Origin of the sequence: Liquorilactobacillus capillatus DSM 19910, assembly GCF_001434915.1 — a bacterium.
Lineage (GTDB): Bacteria > Bacillota > Bacilli > Lactobacillales > Lactobacillaceae > Liquorilactobacillus > Liquorilactobacillus capillatus.
The window spans coordinates 1-17,551 of record NZ_AZEF01000055.1; the positions used below are offsets into that span (position 1 = coordinate 1).

The window sequence follows — 17,551 nt, forward strand, 5'->3', positions numbered from 1 at the left end:
ACAAAGTAATTAGAACTTTTATAAGTGGATTCACCAACAACAGTTGACGAAGAGCCGCTAAAAGATAGTACGATCTCAATTCAGTAGTAAAAAAAGATCTCCTATAACTTATGGCTTTTAAAGCCAAGCTATAGAAGATCTTTTTAATATTTTGCTGTTAGTTTCCTACTTCAATGAATCTAAAATCATCCGTATCTTTTTAGCAGAAAGATCCATTTTAGTCTTCTCTTCTGAAGACAACGGTAACTCGATCACTTCTTTAATTCCATCAGCACCAATAATTGCTGGTGTTCCCAAATAAATGTTTTGTTGGCCATATTGTCCCGTTAGCGGAGCAGAAACCGGTAGTTTTATTTCCTTACCTGTCAAAATTGCTCTGCAAATCTTCATTAGACAGACAGCAACACCATAGTAAGTAGCTCCTTTTAAAGCAATGATTCTACTCCCTCTAGTTCTAACCGACTCTTCAAGTCTCGGTAGATATAGATCATTGATCTCAGTAAATTCAGTAAGTCTCTTTCCTAAAACAGTTGTTTTAGATAAAGCTACAAATGAACTATCACCGTGCTCCCCTAGAACATAAGCGTTCTTAATACTTTGGACAGGGACCTCTAGTTTAAATGCTAATTCAACAGCTAGTCGTGCACTATCCAGCGAAGTTCCTGATCCAATTACTCTTTCTCTTGGAAAGCCTGAGAGTTTTTGCGTAATAGTCGTCAGCACATCGACCGGATTACTTGAGGTCACAAAGCAACCTTTAAACCCGCTTGCGACAACGGGGGTAATAATTGTCTTAAGAATACTAGTGTTCTTCTTAAATAAATCCAATCGTGATTCTCCCTGTTGGCGTGGTACGCCGGCTGTAACTACTACAAGATCTGCATCAGCCGCATCATTATAGTCACCTTTACGAACAAAGTTAGTACCTGTCAAAGGCGTGATATCTTGCAAATCAAGCACATTTCCTTGTGTTCGTTCATTATTGATATCAACAATGATTAATTCGGTTGAAGTGATATTTTGCAGTAATGAAAATGCAAAGGCTGTGCCGACCGCACCACTGCCGACTAAAACAACTTTATGCTGTTCCTCCATCAAACTAATTCCTCTCATGTGTACTGTCTCAAAATAATCTCTTAGAAAACCTGTTGTCACTTTAAGTTTAGTCCCTTAAACCAGCTAACTTCTTTTCAAACTCAGTTTGATAAATAACTAGGCGTTCATAGACACGTTTAACATCCGCTGACGTTCCCCGTAATTCATAAAGATCGATTAAAGGCAAATTGAATTTATGAGCGTAGTGTTTAGCGGTTAAACCATACTGTGCATTAAAATTTTTATTGCCACTCCCGACAACACCATAACAATTTTTATAGTTATCATCATCCTCTAACGTCAGATGTAATTCTTCAGTTAGGATTTCTGTAAAACCGTTGTGGATCCCATTTCCTCCGCTCAAATAAGTTGGAACGAAAGTTACGAAAGGATCTTTCATAACGATTTCTCCACTAGCATCAGAAACTTCAGTGGCTTCGATTAACCTGACACTTTCATCATGCTGGTGTGCTTCTTCGGCGTATTCAGCAAGCTTGTGAATAAAAGAGCGGGTATTCCCTTCAATACTAATAAATAAAATTCTAAGTGGATCTTTTTGTTTGCTATCAGTCATCAAAAAACTCCTTTATACGATTCCGTCTGTCTCAAATAACTAAATAAACTTAACGTAGTAGTTCCCTTTACTTATTATCTTTCTTAGACTTCAGTGTAGGATCTTCCATCTCAACCGCACCTGACTCTTTAGCAATCGTAAACTTGCCTTTATCATCCGAACCTAGTATTTTATTTTCACTCTTCTTAAATTTGCGGCTCTTATCAGATAAACTATCATAACTATTATCAAGCCCAATCGTATAGTCATTATCCTGCATTGCTTCAACCTTACCCATTAAATAACCATTGCCCACTTGGGAGAAGAAATCATGGTTAACAGTTGTAGTCGAGATTCCGTTGATAACGATTGGGTTAACGTCGTCTGCCGTTTCAGGAAATAACGGCTCTTCACCTAAGTTCATAAGTGCTTTATTAGCATTATAACGGACAAAAGTCATTACTTCATCCGTCCAGCCTACCTGATCATAAAGCAATGCAGCATATTTTTCTTCGTTTTCATATAATTTATACAGAAAATTATAAAGCCAATCGCGTTGCTTTTGTTGCCCATTTTCCGTAAGTTCTTTATTTCCCAATTGAAACTTATAACCAATGTATGTTCCATGAACTGATTCATCACGTAAGATCAACTTGATAATTTCAGCCACATTATTCAGCTTATTATTACCAGCATAATAGAGTGGTGTGTAAAAACCTGAATAAAATAGACATGTTTCCAAGAAGACATTGGCAACTTTCTTATGCAATGGATCTGGATCATTATGGTAAATGTCAATAATCCACTGAGCCTTATTCTGCAGTAGCTGGTTTGTATCGCTCCAATTAAAGATTTCATCGATTTCAGGAATCGTATTTAAAGTTGAAAAAATAGTTGAATAGCTTTTAGCATGTACTGATTCCATAAATTGAATATTATTTAAAACAGCACGTTCATGCTGTGTACGAACGTCCTTACTCAAAGCAGCCATTCCATCTTCAGATTGAACTGTATCAAGCATTGTTAGTCCTCCAAAAATATGTCCAACCAACCATTGCTCCTTGCTGCTTAATTCTGCCCAATCATGCAAATCATTTGAAACTGGGATTCGTGTATCAAGCCAAAATTGCTCGGTTAGTTTCTCCCACGTTGCCTTATCGATTTGATCAGCAATATTGTTCCAATTGATAGCTCTTTTGTTTTCCATCTCATCCGCTCCTTCTATGTATTTTAAAAACCTGCTATTTATTTTTATATCCAAAGCAAGCTTTAAAAAAACTACACCATATATAGTAATATAATAATTGAATTAATACAATATATAGTTTTGATTTTTACATTTTCTATACACTAATTATTAGCTGTAAGGGTAAATAAAAGGAGCCCAATTCGTAAAAGAACTAGGTTCCAAATGTCAAAATAGTTTTAAGAAATTATAGCGTTTGGGGGTTAACTAAAATAACCACTGAGTGTGCGTGCTTTTTTAGACAGCCATCCAGCCAGACTTGCGACCATATCGCATATCCCACCTAAACAGACCATGAGCGTCAACAAGCCGCTTACCAACCAACCCAAAGTAAGCCATATCAATCCACCCAGTATAACTAATAATATTATAACTGATAAAATCGTCATCATAGTTTATCGCGTTCCTATTAATTTGCTTTAGCTTCTAAGCTAATGTTAACACGTCTTCAAGTTTGTTGTTACTTTTATAGACTATCGCCTATCTAAAAGTCTTTCTTCGAACTGCTACATTTCATTTATTACCAACAAGATCAATGCGAGCATAGCAGGCATTCCCTGCGTCAAAATAATTTTCTTAGTAACGGTTAATGCTCCAAAAATTGCCGCAACGACTACAAAACCAATAAATAGTAATAGTCCTGGGTAAACAGCTACTGTTGGGAATCCAAAACGGACTATTAAGATCCCAACCCCAATAAATCCATTATACAAGCCTTGGTTTGCCATACTCAGTTGAGCCTCTTCTTGTTTCAAATACTCTGCTGATAAATTAAAAGCTCGCTGGGCTACCTTCGTTTGTGTTCCCCATACTTCTAAACACATAATTCCTAAAGCTTCGATTGCCACGATAATCGTTGTAATATCTGAAAGGATCCTTACCATTCACAAATACTCTCCTAGTTGATACTTATCCTAATTGTACACTATTGACACTTTTTCAACAGAATTATGATAATATATCTCATTTTAGCTAAACAAGTCCCTTATTCTTTTTACTTATTACATTGCTTTAATAAACAAAATGAGGCAAGCTAAAGCAGATTCGCAAGCTTCCTCATTCTTATTTAACAAGTTTAATAATATTAATTTATTACAACTTGCATATTATTAGAATCTACTAATCCTAGTAGTTTGAGATTTGGTTAACATTATTGACATTCACAATAAATGCCCCTGGTTTTAATGTTCCCATTAGTTGAACCATGACATTTCGTGGAACAGAAACACAACCTGCAGTCGGGTAGCCATTGGCAACATGCAAGAAGAACCCAGAACCAGCTCCCTTTACCCGTGCTGCTGTATTGTAATTAATAACCACTGCATATTCATACTGTGTCGAATATGATGCCAAATGTTCATTTTTATTATTAGCCCATGAACGTTCTTGCCATGTGTTATACGCCCCATCATTTGGATCTTCAATCCAATAAGAATTATTATCAATATGGCGATAAGATAATGAAGTCTCTACACTGGTATGTGTCCCAAATGCCATCCCTAATGAATACGCTCCTTGCGGTGTAACGCTCCAACCTTCTCGTGTAGCTCCAACACCATTACTCCCCACATAACCATTAGTCGCTAGAGACTTAAACCAGATCCCGTTTGCATCTTTTGTATAAAGATACACTGCAGCGGAACTTCTATTAGCTACTGTAACAACTGTTTGTGAGGTTTTGTTTGCAAATGAAGATGCTGCTAATTTCAGACCGATCGTATCAATATTAGTCAATGCACCAGTCATATTATTAAAGTTATACCGTTTACCATTAATAACTTGTGAACCATACACCATATGTCCTTGGTTATTATAGTATGCTATTTTACCCTGATTCGCGATATACCGAAACCCAGTCTGCATTGCCCCAGTGTTTTGATCAAAGAGATACCAGTTGCCACTAAGATGTTGTTGACCGTACTGCATCTGCCCGGCACCATTATAGTAAACTGTCTTCTTTTGTTCTGGAATAGACTTGAAACCAGTCTGCATTGCCCCAGTATTCTTATCAAAGAGATACCATTTACCACTGAGGTATTGTTGACCGTACTGCATCTGTCCCGCACCATTATAGTAAACTGTCTTCTTTTGTTCTGGAATATACTTAAGGCCAGTCTGCATTGCACCAGTATTCTTATCAAAGAGATACCATTTACCACTGAGGTATTGTTGACCGTACTGCATCTGTCCCGCACCATTATAGTAAACTGTCTTCTTTTGTTCTGGAATATACTTAAGGCCAGTCTGCATTGCACCAGTGTTTTTATCAAAGAGATACCATTTACCACTGAGGTATTGTTGACCATACTGCATTTGCCCAGCGCCATTATAGTAAACTGTCTTCTTTTGTTCTGGAATAGACTTGAAACCAGTCTGCATTGCACCAGTGTTTTTATCAAAGAGATACCAGCTACCATTGAGATGTTGTTGACCGTACTGCATTTGTCCGGCACCATTATAGTAAACTGTCTTCTTTTGTTCTGGAATAGACTTGAAACCTGTCTGCATTGCCCCAGTATTCTTATCAAAGAGATACCAACTACCGTTGAGATGTTGTTGACCGTATTGCATTTGTCCAGCGCCATTATAGTAAACTGTTTTCTTTTGTTCTGGAATAGACTTGAAACCTGTCTGCATTGCACCAGTGTTTTTATCAAAGAGATACCAGTAGCCATTAAGATGCTGTTGGCCATATTGCATCTGCCCCACATTATTGTAATAGACAGTCTTATTCTGATTTGCAATACGCTGTAGGCCTTTTTGCAGTACACCATTTTTATCAAATAAATACCAATGTCCATCAATATATTGCTGACCTGTCTGAACTTGAGTATTATTTTTTACAGGAATTGTTTTTGTTTCTTGGTCGTTAGTCTTGTTATTCTCTAGTGGTGCTGCTACTGCAAAGCTATTCGAACCTGCACTATTTTCTAGAAAACCATTGTAATCAAACGTTAAATCAAGGGGGCCATATTCTAGATTTTGATCTCCTTGAGGTATGTAACCATTCGAACTAAATTGCCAAGCACCATAATCTTTATTCCACATTGTATCTGCGGACGGATGGTATGGGTACTGTGCGATCCAAGTTCGTTCTTTTCCAACCGTTGCAACTATTTCCTTAATATATTTAAAGCTTGGGCCGCTATAAACACCATGATTTAAATAACCAGCTGCATTCAGAACTGTCCAGAAATCTTCTAAATATGTATCAATTCCAGCAACTTGTGTTTTAGTATCTTCTACATCAGCGATAACTAACATTTTTTTAGAAATATTATTCAGCGTCAATACTGAGTTAAGATAAGCTGCTTCTTTTTTTGCACTATCAGAACTATTAAAAAGTGCGTAATGATAGATATCAACATTTAGGCCAGCATTATTAGCATTCTGTATCTGCTGTAAAGCGAACTCATTCGTATACCCAGTACCCTCTGTTAACTTGACAATCGCTGTTTGGACACCAAGTTCTTTTAATTTCTGGTAATGTTCTGTTTTTAATTTGTCTTGATAAGAAGAGACATCAACCGCTGAAACAGTTGGCTTGCTTTTATCACCAATAGTAACCGGATCTGTAACTGAAACGGCATCTTTCACGGTCTTAGCAGCCGTTTGTGGTTGATTAGTTTGGCTAGCGGCAACAGAGACTTTCTGTGAAGTTGCTGTAGTCGAAACTGAATTTGCCGTGGGTGTTTCTGAAACAGTTGCGGGTGTTGTGGATTCTACCGTTTCACTTGAACTTGCAGAAACTGCCTTTTTAGCTGTTGATGTTGTCGCAGCACTATTTACGGAAACACTTGTTGAACTACTTGTTTTGGTTGTCACAGCCTGTTTATTATCGTTATCGCTAGAAGAACTAGCTTGTGATTGTGACTTAGTACTTGTCTGAGCAGCCTTAGTTGTTACAGCAGCCGTTTCTTTAGTATCTGTTTGAACAGAACTCGCAGTAGCTTGTTTCTGAGAAACAGTTGCAGCAGCATTAAGCGGCTTACTAATAGATGCCGCTGTAGCCGAACTACTCGTTTCAGCTGGTGCGGTTGTAGATGTAGTTGTATCAGCAGAGACCTTTTGCCCGGAAAGGATTAATAATGCACTTGCAACCACGATTCCCGTTGTAAAAGACTGCATCATCCCAGGACGTTGACTTTTAAGAATTGAGTCAAGCTTTAATTCTTGTAGGTCAGAATGCCTCTTCGAAAAAACCTTTAACATTTAAATAATCACTCCAATAAATTATTGCTCGTATTTTTTTTATAAAAACATAGTTTTATTTTAACATAATTTTTCTTTAAAAAAGCATCTCATTTATAATTAATCCTGCTAAATCAGTGTTTCTAAAAAACGTACAAAAAAATATCCCTATTTAAATAAACTAATATCTAAATAGAAATACATTTCAAAAAAAGAATAATAAATTAGCCCATCAAAAAGAGCCTCCTTTACTCAGCAATATAAGGGAAGAGTCTGAGTAAAGAAAGCCGTTGTGAGGAAGTGAACACCGGATAATTAGTTTCTCTTGGAGAAAGATAATTTAAAAGTTCACATTCCTTTCTAGTATGGTAAGGCTTACGAAGTGTTAATTCAATCTAAAAAGTATAATTATTTATTTTTTTAAGTTGAAGCATTCTATTACTACAGAAATAAAAGTAAAGCTTCATTCTGAATATCAAAAAGAAATTAACTTGTAATTTAATTTCGAATAATCTTAGGTGAATGTTCTAAGTAACGCAGTAAAATCAACAAGTCAGATGAAGAAAGTATCAAGATACTTTTTCTTGACTGTAGTTTGATCCCAACTAGTTCATTATCCATCACTCTACTGTCTAGAAATGGCTTGATTTTGACCGCAACATCCTCAACTAGAATAAGGGGCGTTACGGCAGTTACTTCACGCCCAAAGAAGGCGTTGATTTCCGTCGTACTGCAGGCAATCCAGTCTGCCTCAACTTGTCCTCCTCGCCAATTATCATGAGTTGAGATATACATAATATACCGTTCCTTTACCTTATCAAAGTAAAGGCTGCTTTTTAATAGCGGCCAAGTGTCTTTGGTTACTTCGCTTAATGGCAGTTGCTGTTCTGCATAATTCATTTTAATTTTCTTTAAAGTTGTAAATAATTTTTTATCAGTCATCATTTGTGGCATGATTATCCCCCTTCCAAAAGCAATAACCGTTCTCACACTTATTTTACCATGGTTATTGCAGCAAGCTTTCGAAAAGGACTTGTCTCCACATATTAAATCAGCCCAAATGGGTAACCTTAAGATATGTTTCCCACTATGTATCAGTTTATTTCTTAAGTCACATATTGCCTACTTCAGGATAAGTTCTGATCTGAGGCGGAACGTAGCTGGCCATAAAGGTAAAGATTTCAGTCAATGATTTTGAAAAAAGTAATTTAGCTCGATCTGCTGTCGTCAGAAATCCTTTAGCTGTCATTTCATCAAACATTTTCTTTAAAGGATCATAGTATCCAGCAACATTATAAAAAACACATGGATTCAGATTATCCCCCAACCTTGCCCATGAGAAAGCTTCAATAATCTCTTCAAGTGTCCCAGGCCCACCTGGGAGTGCGATACTGCCATCTGAAATTGCTAACATCGTTTGTTTTCTAATTGACATATTAGGGACGATCTTTAAATCTGTTAATTTCGCGAACGCAGCACCGCGTTCAACTAGCTCTTGCGGCATTACTCCATGGACTTTACCACCAGCAGCAAGTACCTGATTAGCCAGTATTCCCATCAACCCCACTCCACCACCACCATAAACCAATTCGAGTTTATGTCGTGCCAGATAATCTCCCAACTCACGTGCAGCTTTTGCGAATGCCGGACTATTTCCAGTTGAAGCTCCGCAATAGACAGCTATCTTTTTCATATCTTCTCTCTCCTTGCTTGGAATAATCAAATACAAATCTTTTGTTATTTTAGCACATTTTTCTCTACAAAAAAGGGAGTAGTCTAAGTACGACCGCTCCTTTTTTAATTATGCATCCTGAATACTTTTATAATCCTTTACCATTTTAATTTAAATTATTGTGCCTCAATCGTCTTAATCATTATGTGCTGCTTGTTTCCCAGCTAAGCGTCCAAAAGTCTGTGCATGACTAGCCGCTGTTCCTGGTACACGGTCTGGATAACTACCACAGAAGAAACCACCGCTATCATTGCCAGCTGCATATAAATGTTTAATTGGTTCATACTTCTTATTAAGAACTTCCATCTTCTTATTGATACGCAGACCGTCAAAGGTACATAATAATCTTCCACCTAAAGTACAGCCGTAATATGGTGCCTTCTTCATAGGTGTCAGACGATACGCTTCTTTTCCGAAATCCTCATCGACTCCCTTAGCCGCCAGTTCGTTTGTACGTGCAACCGTTTTTTTCAGATTATCAAGCGGTAACTGCATTTTTTCAGCAAGTTCTTCCAGGGTGTCAGCTTTAACAATGAGTCCCTTAGCAACATATTGTTCAGTATCTTCAACGAGTTTCTCAGCGCTTGCCATATATCCTGGGAAGCCAACCCGTGCACATCCGAGTGTATGGAATTGAGCAGCATATTTTCCAAAATCAGCATCCCAAATCATTGCATATAAGTATCCCGGTTGCTTGCTAGCAGCATTAACAATAAATTCATATGGTGTTGATTCATTTGCGAAACGTTCACCACGTAAGTTGACCTTTAAAAGAGGATGACTAGCTAACCACAGCCAGTCCGCATAGCGATCTGTTTGGACATACATCTCCTCGGTCTTCGTCCCCACAGGAGCCAACCCACGATCAAAAACACAACCAGCTGGCATTTCATCTTTAATTGCGCCTATGTTCAATGCAGACATAATTCCCGCACCATCATTACGGGGACTGTCATTGAAAATATTTTTCTTAAGCGCAAGTGGATTCCACTCTGAAAGCAATTCTTTATTTGCTGAATAACCACCTGTACATAAAATAACGCCTTTTGAAGCATTGATCCGAAAATATTCATTGGTCTTGGTATCCTCAACAATTGCACCAGTTACCTCACCATTTTCTTTGATCAGTTCAACTAAACCAGTGTTAAATTGTAATTTAACGCCTAGTTCTTCAACCTTTGCTTGAAACCATTTACCATAAGAAGCAAATGTTTTATCATCCGCCGTAGCGTCATTTTGTGTAGGGAATGCCTTATAGATTGGATTAGAAACACTTGCATCTGGTTCCGGACGCAAATGTGCTCCATGCGGTTCTAAAATATTATCTTCTAACCAGTTAACAGCTTCCGCACTATTATTGACCCAGTGGTAAATTAAACCCTCATCAACATTATGCTGTGCAAAGGCAGCTAGGTATTCAACTAGATCATATTTATTTATTTTTATACCTGCTCTTTTTTGGGCATTCGTATCAACACCACCTATGCTGAGCCGCATTAAGTTAATTGTCGCCTCTTTTTCAATTAATAATATTTCCGCACCATCTTCTGCCGCCGCGGCAGCAGCCATCATGCCTGCATTGCCTGCCCCCACAACTAAAATCCCGGTGTTAATAATCTCTTTAATATCATAATTTTGTGATTTGTTATAAGTTGAAAATTTAATTTTGCTTCCCAATGAAAACGCCTCCTTTAACTTTAACTACATTCTAAGTGAAGAAGTGAGCATAATCAGCCTAAAATGATAAATCTTTTTTGCTTTCTCATGAATTAATAATATATTAGTCAATAAACTTTTTAGTGTAAAAAAAACAGCCCGACAAGATAAAGTCTCTGGCTCTTTCCGTTTACTCTGTCTTGTTAATTTAATTAACTTTTGTCGTTAACAACTTTAAACTTTGTTAGAACCTTTGACAATTTCGTTAATTATCTCATTGGGCTGTTTCATTAAATAAGGGATAGTCAAACTCTAACCTCTTTTCTGACCGGCTCACACCGGCTTATTTGCCTAACTACCACAAGTGCATGATGTTAAGCTTTCGATTATAGCGTTTGCTATAACCCCTTACACTCTGTATTATACATTATTTTTCCGTTTTCGCAAGCGCTTTAATTAAATAATATTTAGTTTTTCTTTCAAAAAAACCAATCAACTTAGCGGCTGTAATTGTTTAAAACTCCCCCAAATACTAATTCTTCTCCCACCACATTCTTCGCCACTAGCCAGATAACCAAAACTGTTATTTGCTCGTGGCTGGCGCAACCACACGTAACCATCATGAAATGAATATGCATCATAATTGATAACTACACCAGTCGTTAAGATCGCAATAATTCCACTGGTTGTTTTAGCCCCCCATCGTAGTTTGATTGGTGATTGGGTTATAAAACACCCTTGCTGGAAAAACCATTTATGCCCTAGATTATCTATAAAACTGACCGCTTGGTCCTTATTCAGAACATTTACTTGTGGTGCTGTTAGTGGTTTGGTATAAAAACCGTTAAAATCATAATTCATATCCAGTTTAACTCCATCAGCCACAAAAGCACTTGTATACTGCCACAAACCAACATTTTTCACTCCGGGCTCAGCAACACCATAATTAGCGACCCACAAGTTTTTAGCAATTAGTTGCTGTGGATTTAACCTGTTAGTCCAAAACCAACTTGCCATCGAGTAAATATCAACATGCGGATAGCCAGCAGCTTTGACTCGTTGTAAAAACGCGTTAGCATCTAATGTCGCCGGATTAGCATTCACTTCATCTTCCATATCGAGTGCTAACACTGAGTTAGTTTTAATTTGTAATTTACGAGCATGCTGTACAAACCAGTCAGCTTCATTATGTGCATCCTGTTTGCCTCTAAACTTCGCATAATGATACGCATGTACTAGCAGCCCAGCTTGGCGCGCAGACTTAATCTGGTTAGCCGCCTTAGGATTTATATAAGCACTTCCATTTGCGCTCCCCTCCGTTAATTTTACAATTACAGCTCGAACACCTTTAGTACGTAAAACATGAAAAAAAGATAGCGTATCTGGTTGATAACTTGCGATATCAGCCACCAACTCACAGTACTTTACCATTAAAATTCCTCCTTATTTTGGCCCCATCCTTCCCTAATAACGTTATATACTCGTAAGATGTCATTGTAAGTCAAATAATTTCAAAAAAGCGATTTCAGTGATACAATTTAATTATTATAGGTAATTGGAAAGGAATGATCTTTTATGGCTAAATATGGTGTCGTTGTAGGCTCAATCCGCAAAAACTCTTTTTCTAAGGGTGTTGCTGATGCAATTGTTGCTGGTTTACCTGCAGATGCAAAGGTCACTTATCTGGATATTGCTTCACTGCCTCTCTACAATCAGGATTACGATGCAGATTCTCCAACAGAATATACTGTATTCCGGCAAGAGGTTGCGGCACAAGATGCAATTATTTTCGTTACACCTGAGCATAATCGTAGTATTTCTGCAGCATTAAAGAATGCGCTGGATGTTGCTTCGCGTCCTTGGGGACAGAATATGTGGGCAGGAAAACCAGCACTTGTTGCTTCCCAGTCGATCTCCGGGATTTCTGGTGTACTTGCAAACCATGTTTTACGCCAGTCACTAGTCTTTTTAGATATGCCCACTATGCAACAACCAGAACTATATATTGGTAGTTCTAATAAATTGGCCGATGATCACGGGTCAATCATCAATGAAGGAACAAAAAAATTTTTAGCTGATAGTGGCTATAAATTCAGTGAATTTGCGCAAAAACTATTTTAAGTACCTAATTTCAAAAAAAGCTTAGAGAAGTTATTTTGCTTCTTCAAGCTTTTTTTATACTAAAAGTTCTTTTCTTTAGATTTAATTAATCTTTTTACTTTCAACTTTTACCTACATACCATAGAATAGGGTCATGGGTGTCGGATTCTACTAACAGGAAAGGAGAAGCTAAATGTCCAGTTATGAGCTCGTTGCAAGTGTTCAGCACTTTGAATTGTTTACAGACGTTAATAACCATCAAATACTAAAAAAGGACACTCTTACGGAGGAACAACGCGAGTATCGGCTGAAGTCCAAGGCCTTTATTGATTTCTTAAGTGAGCTTGATCTTTATAATAGCTCTCGCCAAAACGCAGTAACCTTTATGCATCACATTGAGGAACAGTATTTAAATCTCGGCAATCGAATCGTCAGATAAAGCAAGTTACTTAAGATAGTTGTTACCACGATGATATTACATTAAGTTTACATTTGTCATTTACTAAGTTATAAACTTACAGCTATGCTATTATAAATTTTTAAGGGTTTTTAATTAACAATAATATGGGGGGTTAAAGTTTTATGCATAAACAAAACGAGGATAAATTGCACTACAAGATGTACAAAGCTGGAAGATATTGGTTATTTAGCACAATTGCAGTCTCCTCTTTTGCCGCTGGAATACAGTTGCGGCCAGCATCAGAAGTACTTGCAAGCCAAACTCAAAAAAATGCGGCTGATAAACAGGTTGCCGTCAAAGATGACACTTCATCTCCAAAAATAGTAACCTTGACTGGTTCATCAAGTTCAAAGGACGATGAAACACCAGATACTACTAGTTCTTCTTCAAGCACTACTAGCTCTTCTTCAAGTACCGCTAGTTCTACTAAAGAAACAGCTAGTTCCTCATCATCAAGTACTGAAGCTACTAGTTCAAGCGAGTTAAATAGTTCAAGTAAAGTTTCATCGACAAGCAGCTCTGCCAAGGCTGTTAGTTCAAGTTCAGTTAAAAATAGTAGCAGTACAGCTAGCTCAACAAGTAGCCAAGCTGAAAATACCAGTAAGGCAAGTACAACTAAAGTAGCTGCTCCGACAACCGCTGCTGCTCAAAAAGCTGAGACCAGTTCTGCTAAAGAAGCCATCAGCTCTAGCGAAGTAAGTAGCTCTGCCAAAACAGTTGCTTCTTCTAATAAGGAAGCTGTCAGCTCCAGTTCAGTCAAAGAAACAGCTGACGACACTTCAACAAGTACTAAGGCTGTTAGCTCTAGTGAAAAAGTCAGTTCTGATAAAGCAACTGCTTCTTCCGATAAGGTAGTTGCTAGCTCTAGTTCAGTCAAAGAGACAGCTGGTAACACTTCAACAAGTACTAAGGCTGCTAGTTCTAGTGAAAAAGTCAGCTCTGATAAGAAAGCAGCTGTTTCTTCTTCCAAGGAAGCCAGCTCTAGTTCCGTCCAGAAAGCAACAAGCTCCAATGAAACAAGTAACTTAAAGGAAAAAAGTGCCACAACTACTGTGCAAGCAGCTAAACAAAGTACACCTGAGAAAACAAATTCAACTGTTAAAAAAGCTGCTGTCACGGTTACCCCTAAGGCAGCGACAGTTAGTTCAACTCAAACAACTGAAGCAGCTCTCCAGGCTCAGTTAACAGCTAGTTTAAATGCCATTAAAAATGGTAATAATGCTGCTTATAACACCAAGGTTGCTAATTTCTTAAACCAGATTCTTGCAGGCTCAGTTGAAAGTTGGACTAAATATAAAGTTCTCCCTTCACTAACAGCTGCGCAAGCAGTTCTCGAAAGTGGCTGGGGAACCTCCGGGTTATCTGCTAAATACCATAATCTATTTGGGATCAAAGCAGGAAGCTCTTGGACAGGAAAGACAGTTACTCTTTCAACACTTGAATATTACAGCGGCAGTTATCATACTGTTTATGCAACTTTCAGAGCATATGATAGTGATAGTGAGAGTATTATCGACCACGCCAAGTTATTAGCTGATAATTCGCGCTACAGTAATTTGATCGGTGAGAAGAATTCAAGTTCAGCCGCACAAAAGATTTATCAAGATGGTTATGCAACTGATATCAGCTATACATCCAAGCTAAATTCGATTATCTCAACCTATGGCTTAAATACATGGGATAAGTTAGCGTTTAAAGATACTGGTGTCACCATTGATACTGGTGCTAATGGTTCATCAACAACTAATACTTCACATAGTACAGGTTCCACGGCCGACGTTTATTACACGGTTAAGTCAGGCGACACTTTAACTAGGATTGCCAACAACTACAGCACAACTGTTCATAAGGTCGTTGCTTTAAATAATATTAGTAATGCTAACTTTATCTATGTTGGGCAAAACTTGCTGGTTATTAAGGCTGTTGTTCCAAGCTCAAATACATCTAATTCTGATGCAGCGACTAATGAGGATATCTACTTCGTTAAATCAGGTGATACGTTAAGTATGATTGCTACAACACATAGTACGACCGTTAATACACTAGCTTCGTTGAATCATATCAGTAACCCTAACTATATCTACGTTGGGCAAAAATTACGGCTTACAAATTCAACGAGCAACTCTGGTACGACCAACAGCGCTAAACAAAGTAGCAATGAAACCTATACTGTTAAGTCAGGTGACTCATTAAGTTCAATCGCTAGAACACATAATACGACTATCAGTAACCTTGCTTCGCTAAATAGGATCAGTAATCCTAATTACATCTATATAGGTCAAATCTTGCAACTTGCAAGTGCTGCTGCCAATTCGAGTTCGGCTAGTTCGACCAAACATACGTCAGCAACTGTAACCAACGGAACCTATACTGTTAAATCAGGCGATTCACTAAGTTCAATCGCTAGAACTTTCAGTACTTCTATTAGTTCCTTGGCTTCATTGAATAAAATCAGTAATCCCAACTATATCTATGTTGGACAAAGCCTAGCTGTTACAAGTCCTGTCCAAACAACTACTGCAAATAGCTCGACTAATACAGCAGCTAAATCAGTTTCAGTTAGTGGAACTTATACTGTTAAGTCAGGTGATTCATTGAGTTCAATCGCTAGAACCTTCAGTACTTCTGTTAGTTCCTTAGCTGCGTCAAATAAGATCAGCGACCCTAACTATCTATATGTTGGACAGAAACTTGCTGTTACTGGTTCAACCGCTGTTGCTACTAACACCAATCAAAATAATGTTGCCAAAAGCAACGGTGTTTCCTATGCTGTAAAAGCCGGCGATACCTTGAGCGCTATTGCAGCGAGGTATAATACTACTGTCAGCAAGTTAGTTGCTGCTAATGGTATTAGCGATGCTAACTATCTTTCAGTCGGACAAGAGATAAGAGTTTAAATTAGTTAGCATTTATTGCTTAAACACAAAAAAGAGCGAATTGATTGAAGTTAACGATCAATTCACTCTTTTTTTATGTAGATATATTCCAGATATTTATAAAAAAACTAGTTAAACAAATATCTTATTATGCATGTGCATGGGCTATTTTAGCGCCCGCCGCTGCTGCAACCGCCGCGATAATATCATCTAAAAAGGTATTAACGCTACCGTCAGTTGCTGTATCTAGTTTCTTTATGATCCCTCGTTTTTCCTTATCCAGATAACCAAAGTTGGTGGTCGCGATCTTACCATAAATGCCGGAGATCCCACCTTCTGCCAGTAGTTCATCAACACCGAAGACTCCGCTATCGTTAGCAATAATACTCTGTAAAGGTTCAGGTAATTGTTTTTTAGCTGCTAGTTGATCTAGTACGATCCCGACCATAGCATTGCTTAAAACTTCTCGTTTATGTAGGACAGCAATAACCGCAGCCTTAGCTTCTTCAGGTTTTAAGTCCGGAAGATAATGGCGTTGAATATTGAAAGTAATCGCAGCAATGTCTTCTGCTTCAACTCCCTTTGCTGAAAAATAATTAGTCACAAACTTATAAGATGCTTTATCTGGAAATTTAAATTCTGGATCATTCATTTATTTATACCCCTTCCCTGTTCAAAACAATTCTCTTTCAAACAAGTAACTCATCACCATTATTAGTTAAAATTAGTGAAAAAGCAATAGCCTTAAGTTGAAGATATTTTTTCAAAGGCATCATCTAAATTACCTAATTAAAGATCCACAAAATACCTTTACTTAAAAATATAATACGCTAATATTAATTTATTAAGAAAAAATTAAGTTTTTACATGGAGGAATTTATGCACAAAACATTTTTTATTATCGCAGCTACCGTAGCTCTTTTATCACTCTCAGTCGGTACTACAGCTAATGCCAAAAACACTAAGAAGAAAAATTTTTTAGTCGTTAAAGTAAATAAATCAACCAATACCGTTGGGGCTTTAAAGTTTAGTTTCTCTAAAATTAAAAATGAGAAGGTTAAAAATAAAGAAGTTAATTATACTGATGCTGAAGAAAACATGGACGATCAAGATAATCTGAAAAAAGAATATTATCGTACGACTGTCTATTATGAATTACGCAATCTGGGTAAAGAGCCAGTTGACCTTTCCTATTCACTTAACTCTATTATTGATGATTCAGGAAAAGATTACTCCGATGATGGCAGTGCCAGTGGTTATGGTTTTGATACTCTGGCTGGTGAAAAGAAACTACAGCCCAAGACATCCAAAACAGGTCGTTTTATTCTTATTTCAAATCATAAAATAACGATTACGAAACCTCGTATTAACGTTGGTGATGAATATTCTGATGATGAAAATGAAATTGCTGATGGTGGTATTGCGGCGATAGCTGAATAAGCTGGTTTTTTGTATTAATGATGGTTTTGACGCTGCGGTTTTGGCAGCGTCTTTTTTTATAAGACATAAGTTAAAGTAAGAATTTACAAATTATAAACAAAAAAATAGCACGAATAAAGTACTATTTTCCCTCACTTAATTTATCCGGGTCTAAACTTTCTGGTATTGATGGAAATCATCAATGCCAGATTTTTTGTAAAAA

Annotated in this window: 14 protein-coding genes; 4 read left to right on the plus strand and 10 right to left on the minus strand. The window is 37.4% G+C overall.

All coding sequences use genetic code 11. From position 1 onward, the window contains the following. Positions 1 to 165: 165 nt before the first annotated feature. The 9 genes from FC81_RS10060 to FC81_RS10100 all read right to left on the minus strand — a co-directional run bounded on the left by FC81_RS10060 (position 166) and on the right by FC81_RS10100 (position 11,904). Positions 166 to 1,113 (minus strand): L-lactate dehydrogenase, encoded by a 948-nt coding sequence (locus FC81_RS10060; protein ID WP_235804680.1) that lies wholly within the window; start codon positions 1,111 to 1,113, stop codon positions 166 to 168. Positions 1,114 to 1,162: 49 nt separating this feature from the next. Further along, positions 1,163 to 1,669, minus strand: coding sequence for a class Ib ribonucleoside-diphosphate reductase assembly flavoprotein NrdI (locus tag FC81_RS10065; RefSeq protein WP_057746508.1), 507 nt, complete (start codon positions 1,667 to 1,669; stop codon positions 1,163 to 1,165). A gap of 67 nt (positions 1,670 to 1,736) precedes the next feature. Continuing rightward, positions 1,737 to 2,855, minus strand: a complete 1,119-nt coding sequence (gene nrdF, locus FC81_RS10070; RefSeq protein ID WP_083478819.1) for a class 1b ribonucleoside-diphosphate reductase subunit beta — start codon at positions 2,853 to 2,855, stop codon at positions 1,737 to 1,739. Positions 2,856 to 3,400: 545 nt separating this feature from the next. Beyond that, positions 3,401 to 3,778 (minus strand): DUF1304 domain-containing protein, encoded by a 378-nt coding sequence (locus tag FC81_RS10075; protein WP_057746510.1) that lies wholly within the window; start codon positions 3,776 to 3,778, stop codon positions 3,401 to 3,403. 241 nt (positions 3,779 to 4,019) lie between these two features. Beyond that, positions 4,020 to 7,106: a GH25 family lysozyme gene (locus FC81_RS10080; protein WP_057746513.1), complete on the minus strand. Its 3,087-nt coding sequence runs from the start codon at positions 7,104 to 7,106 to the stop codon at positions 4,020 to 4,022. Between the two features lie 477 nt (positions 7,107 to 7,583). Next, entirely contained in the window at positions 7,584 to 8,039 is a 456-nt protein-coding gene (locus FC81_RS10085) for a hypothetical protein (RefSeq protein ID WP_057746515.1), read from the minus strand. A 157-nt stretch (positions 8,040 to 8,196) separates the two neighbouring features. Continuing rightward, complete coding sequence (locus FC81_RS10090; protein ID WP_057746518.1) at positions 8,197 to 8,778, minus strand: LOG family protein; 582 nt, start codon at positions 8,776 to 8,778, stop codon at positions 8,197 to 8,199. A gap of 174 nt (positions 8,779 to 8,952) precedes the next feature. Continuing rightward, positions 8,953 to 10,494, minus strand: a complete 1,542-nt coding sequence (locus tag FC81_RS10095) for an FAD-dependent oxidoreductase (protein ID WP_235804681.1) — start codon at positions 10,492 to 10,494, stop codon at positions 8,953 to 8,955. 471 nt (positions 10,495 to 10,965) lie between these two features. Next, on the minus strand, positions 10,966 to 11,904 hold the full coding sequence (locus FC81_RS10100; RefSeq protein ID WP_057746521.1) for a GH25 family lysozyme: 939 nt from the start codon (positions 11,902 to 11,904) through the stop codon (positions 10,966 to 10,968). A gap of 144 nt (positions 11,905 to 12,048) precedes the next feature. Between FC81_RS10100 and FC81_RS10105 the strand changes: the two genes are divergently transcribed. The 3 genes from FC81_RS10105 to FC81_RS10115 all read left to right on the plus strand — a co-directional run bounded on the left by FC81_RS10105 (position 12,049) and on the right by FC81_RS10115 (position 15,930). Further along, on the plus strand, positions 12,049 to 12,594 hold the full coding sequence (locus FC81_RS10105) for an NADPH-dependent FMN reductase (protein ID WP_057746523.1): 546 nt from the start codon (positions 12,049 to 12,051) through the stop codon (positions 12,592 to 12,594). 172 nt (positions 12,595 to 12,766) lie between these two features. Further along, positions 12,767 to 13,012, plus strand: coding sequence for a hypothetical protein (locus tag FC81_RS10110; RefSeq protein WP_057746525.1), 246 nt, complete (start codon positions 12,767 to 12,769; stop codon positions 13,010 to 13,012). Between the two features lie 143 nt (positions 13,013 to 13,155). Continuing rightward, complete coding sequence (locus FC81_RS10115) at positions 13,156 to 15,930, plus strand: LysM peptidoglycan-binding domain-containing protein (RefSeq protein WP_057746528.1); 2,775 nt, start codon at positions 13,156 to 13,158, stop codon at positions 15,928 to 15,930. Positions 15,931 to 16,057: 127 nt separating this feature from the next. On the opposite strand, the gene FC81_RS10120 is transcribed toward FC81_RS10115, so the two are convergent. Beyond that, positions 16,058 to 16,561 carry a phosphatidylglycerophosphatase A family protein gene (locus FC81_RS10120; protein WP_057746531.1) on the minus strand — a complete coding sequence of 168 codons (504 nt, stop codon included), beginning with the start codon at positions 16,559 to 16,561 and terminating at the stop codon, positions 16,058 to 16,060. 227 nt (positions 16,562 to 16,788) lie between these two features. On the opposite strand from FC81_RS10120, the gene FC81_RS10125 reads away from it, so the two are divergent. Further along, complete coding sequence (locus tag FC81_RS10125; RefSeq protein WP_057746534.1) at positions 16,789 to 17,349, plus strand: hypothetical protein; 561 nt, start codon at positions 16,789 to 16,791, stop codon at positions 17,347 to 17,349. The last annotated feature ends 202 nt before the right edge of the window (positions 17,350 to 17,551 follow it).

Excerpts from the sequence above, each read along its gene's own strand:
- FC81_RS10075 (WP_057746510.1), bottom strand. The coding sequence starts at position 3,778 with ATGGTAAGGATCCTTTCAGATATTACAACGATTATCGTGGCAATCGAA.
- FC81_RS10120 (WP_057746531.1), bottom strand. The coding sequence starts at position 16,561 with ATGAATGATCCAGAATTTAAATTTCCAGATAAAGCATCTTATAAGTTT.
- FC81_RS10060 (WP_235804680.1), bottom strand. The coding sequence starts at position 1,113 with ATGAGAGGAATTAGTTTGATGGAGGAACAGCATAAAGTTGTTTTAGTC.
- FC81_RS10085 (WP_057746515.1), bottom strand. The coding sequence starts at position 8,039 with ATGCCACAAATGATGACTGATAAAAAATTATTTACAACTTTAAAGAAA.
- nrdF (WP_083478819.1), bottom strand. The coding sequence starts at position 2,855 with ATGGAAAACAAAAGAGCTATCAATTGGAACAATATTGCTGATCAAATC.
- FC81_RS10110 (WP_057746525.1), top strand. The coding sequence starts at position 12,767 with ATGTCCAGTTATGAGCTCGTTGCAAGTGTTCAGCACTTTGAATTGTTT.
- FC81_RS10100 (WP_057746521.1), bottom strand. The coding sequence starts at position 11,904 with ATGGTAAAGTACTGTGAGTTGGTGGCTGATATCGCAAGTTATCAACCA.
- FC81_RS10125 (WP_057746534.1), top strand. The coding sequence starts at position 16,789 with ATGCACAAAACATTTTTTATTATCGCAGCTACCGTAGCTCTTTTATCA.
- FC81_RS10115 (WP_057746528.1), top strand. The coding sequence starts at position 13,156 with ATGCATAAACAAAACGAGGATAAATTGCACTACAAGATGTACAAAGCT.
- FC81_RS10105 (WP_057746523.1), top strand. The coding sequence starts at position 12,049 with ATGGCTAAATATGGTGTCGTTGTAGGCTCAATCCGCAAAAACTCTTTT.
- FC81_RS10090 (WP_057746518.1), bottom strand. The coding sequence starts at position 8,778 with ATGAAAAAGATAGCTGTCTATTGCGGAGCTTCAACTGGAAATAGTCCG.
- FC81_RS10080 (WP_057746513.1), bottom strand. The coding sequence starts at position 7,106 with ATGTTAAAGGTTTTTTCGAAGAGGCATTCTGACCTACAAGAATTAAAG.
- FC81_RS10065 (WP_057746508.1), bottom strand. The coding sequence starts at position 1,669 with ATGACTGATAGCAAACAAAAAGATCCACTTAGAATTTTATTTATTAGT.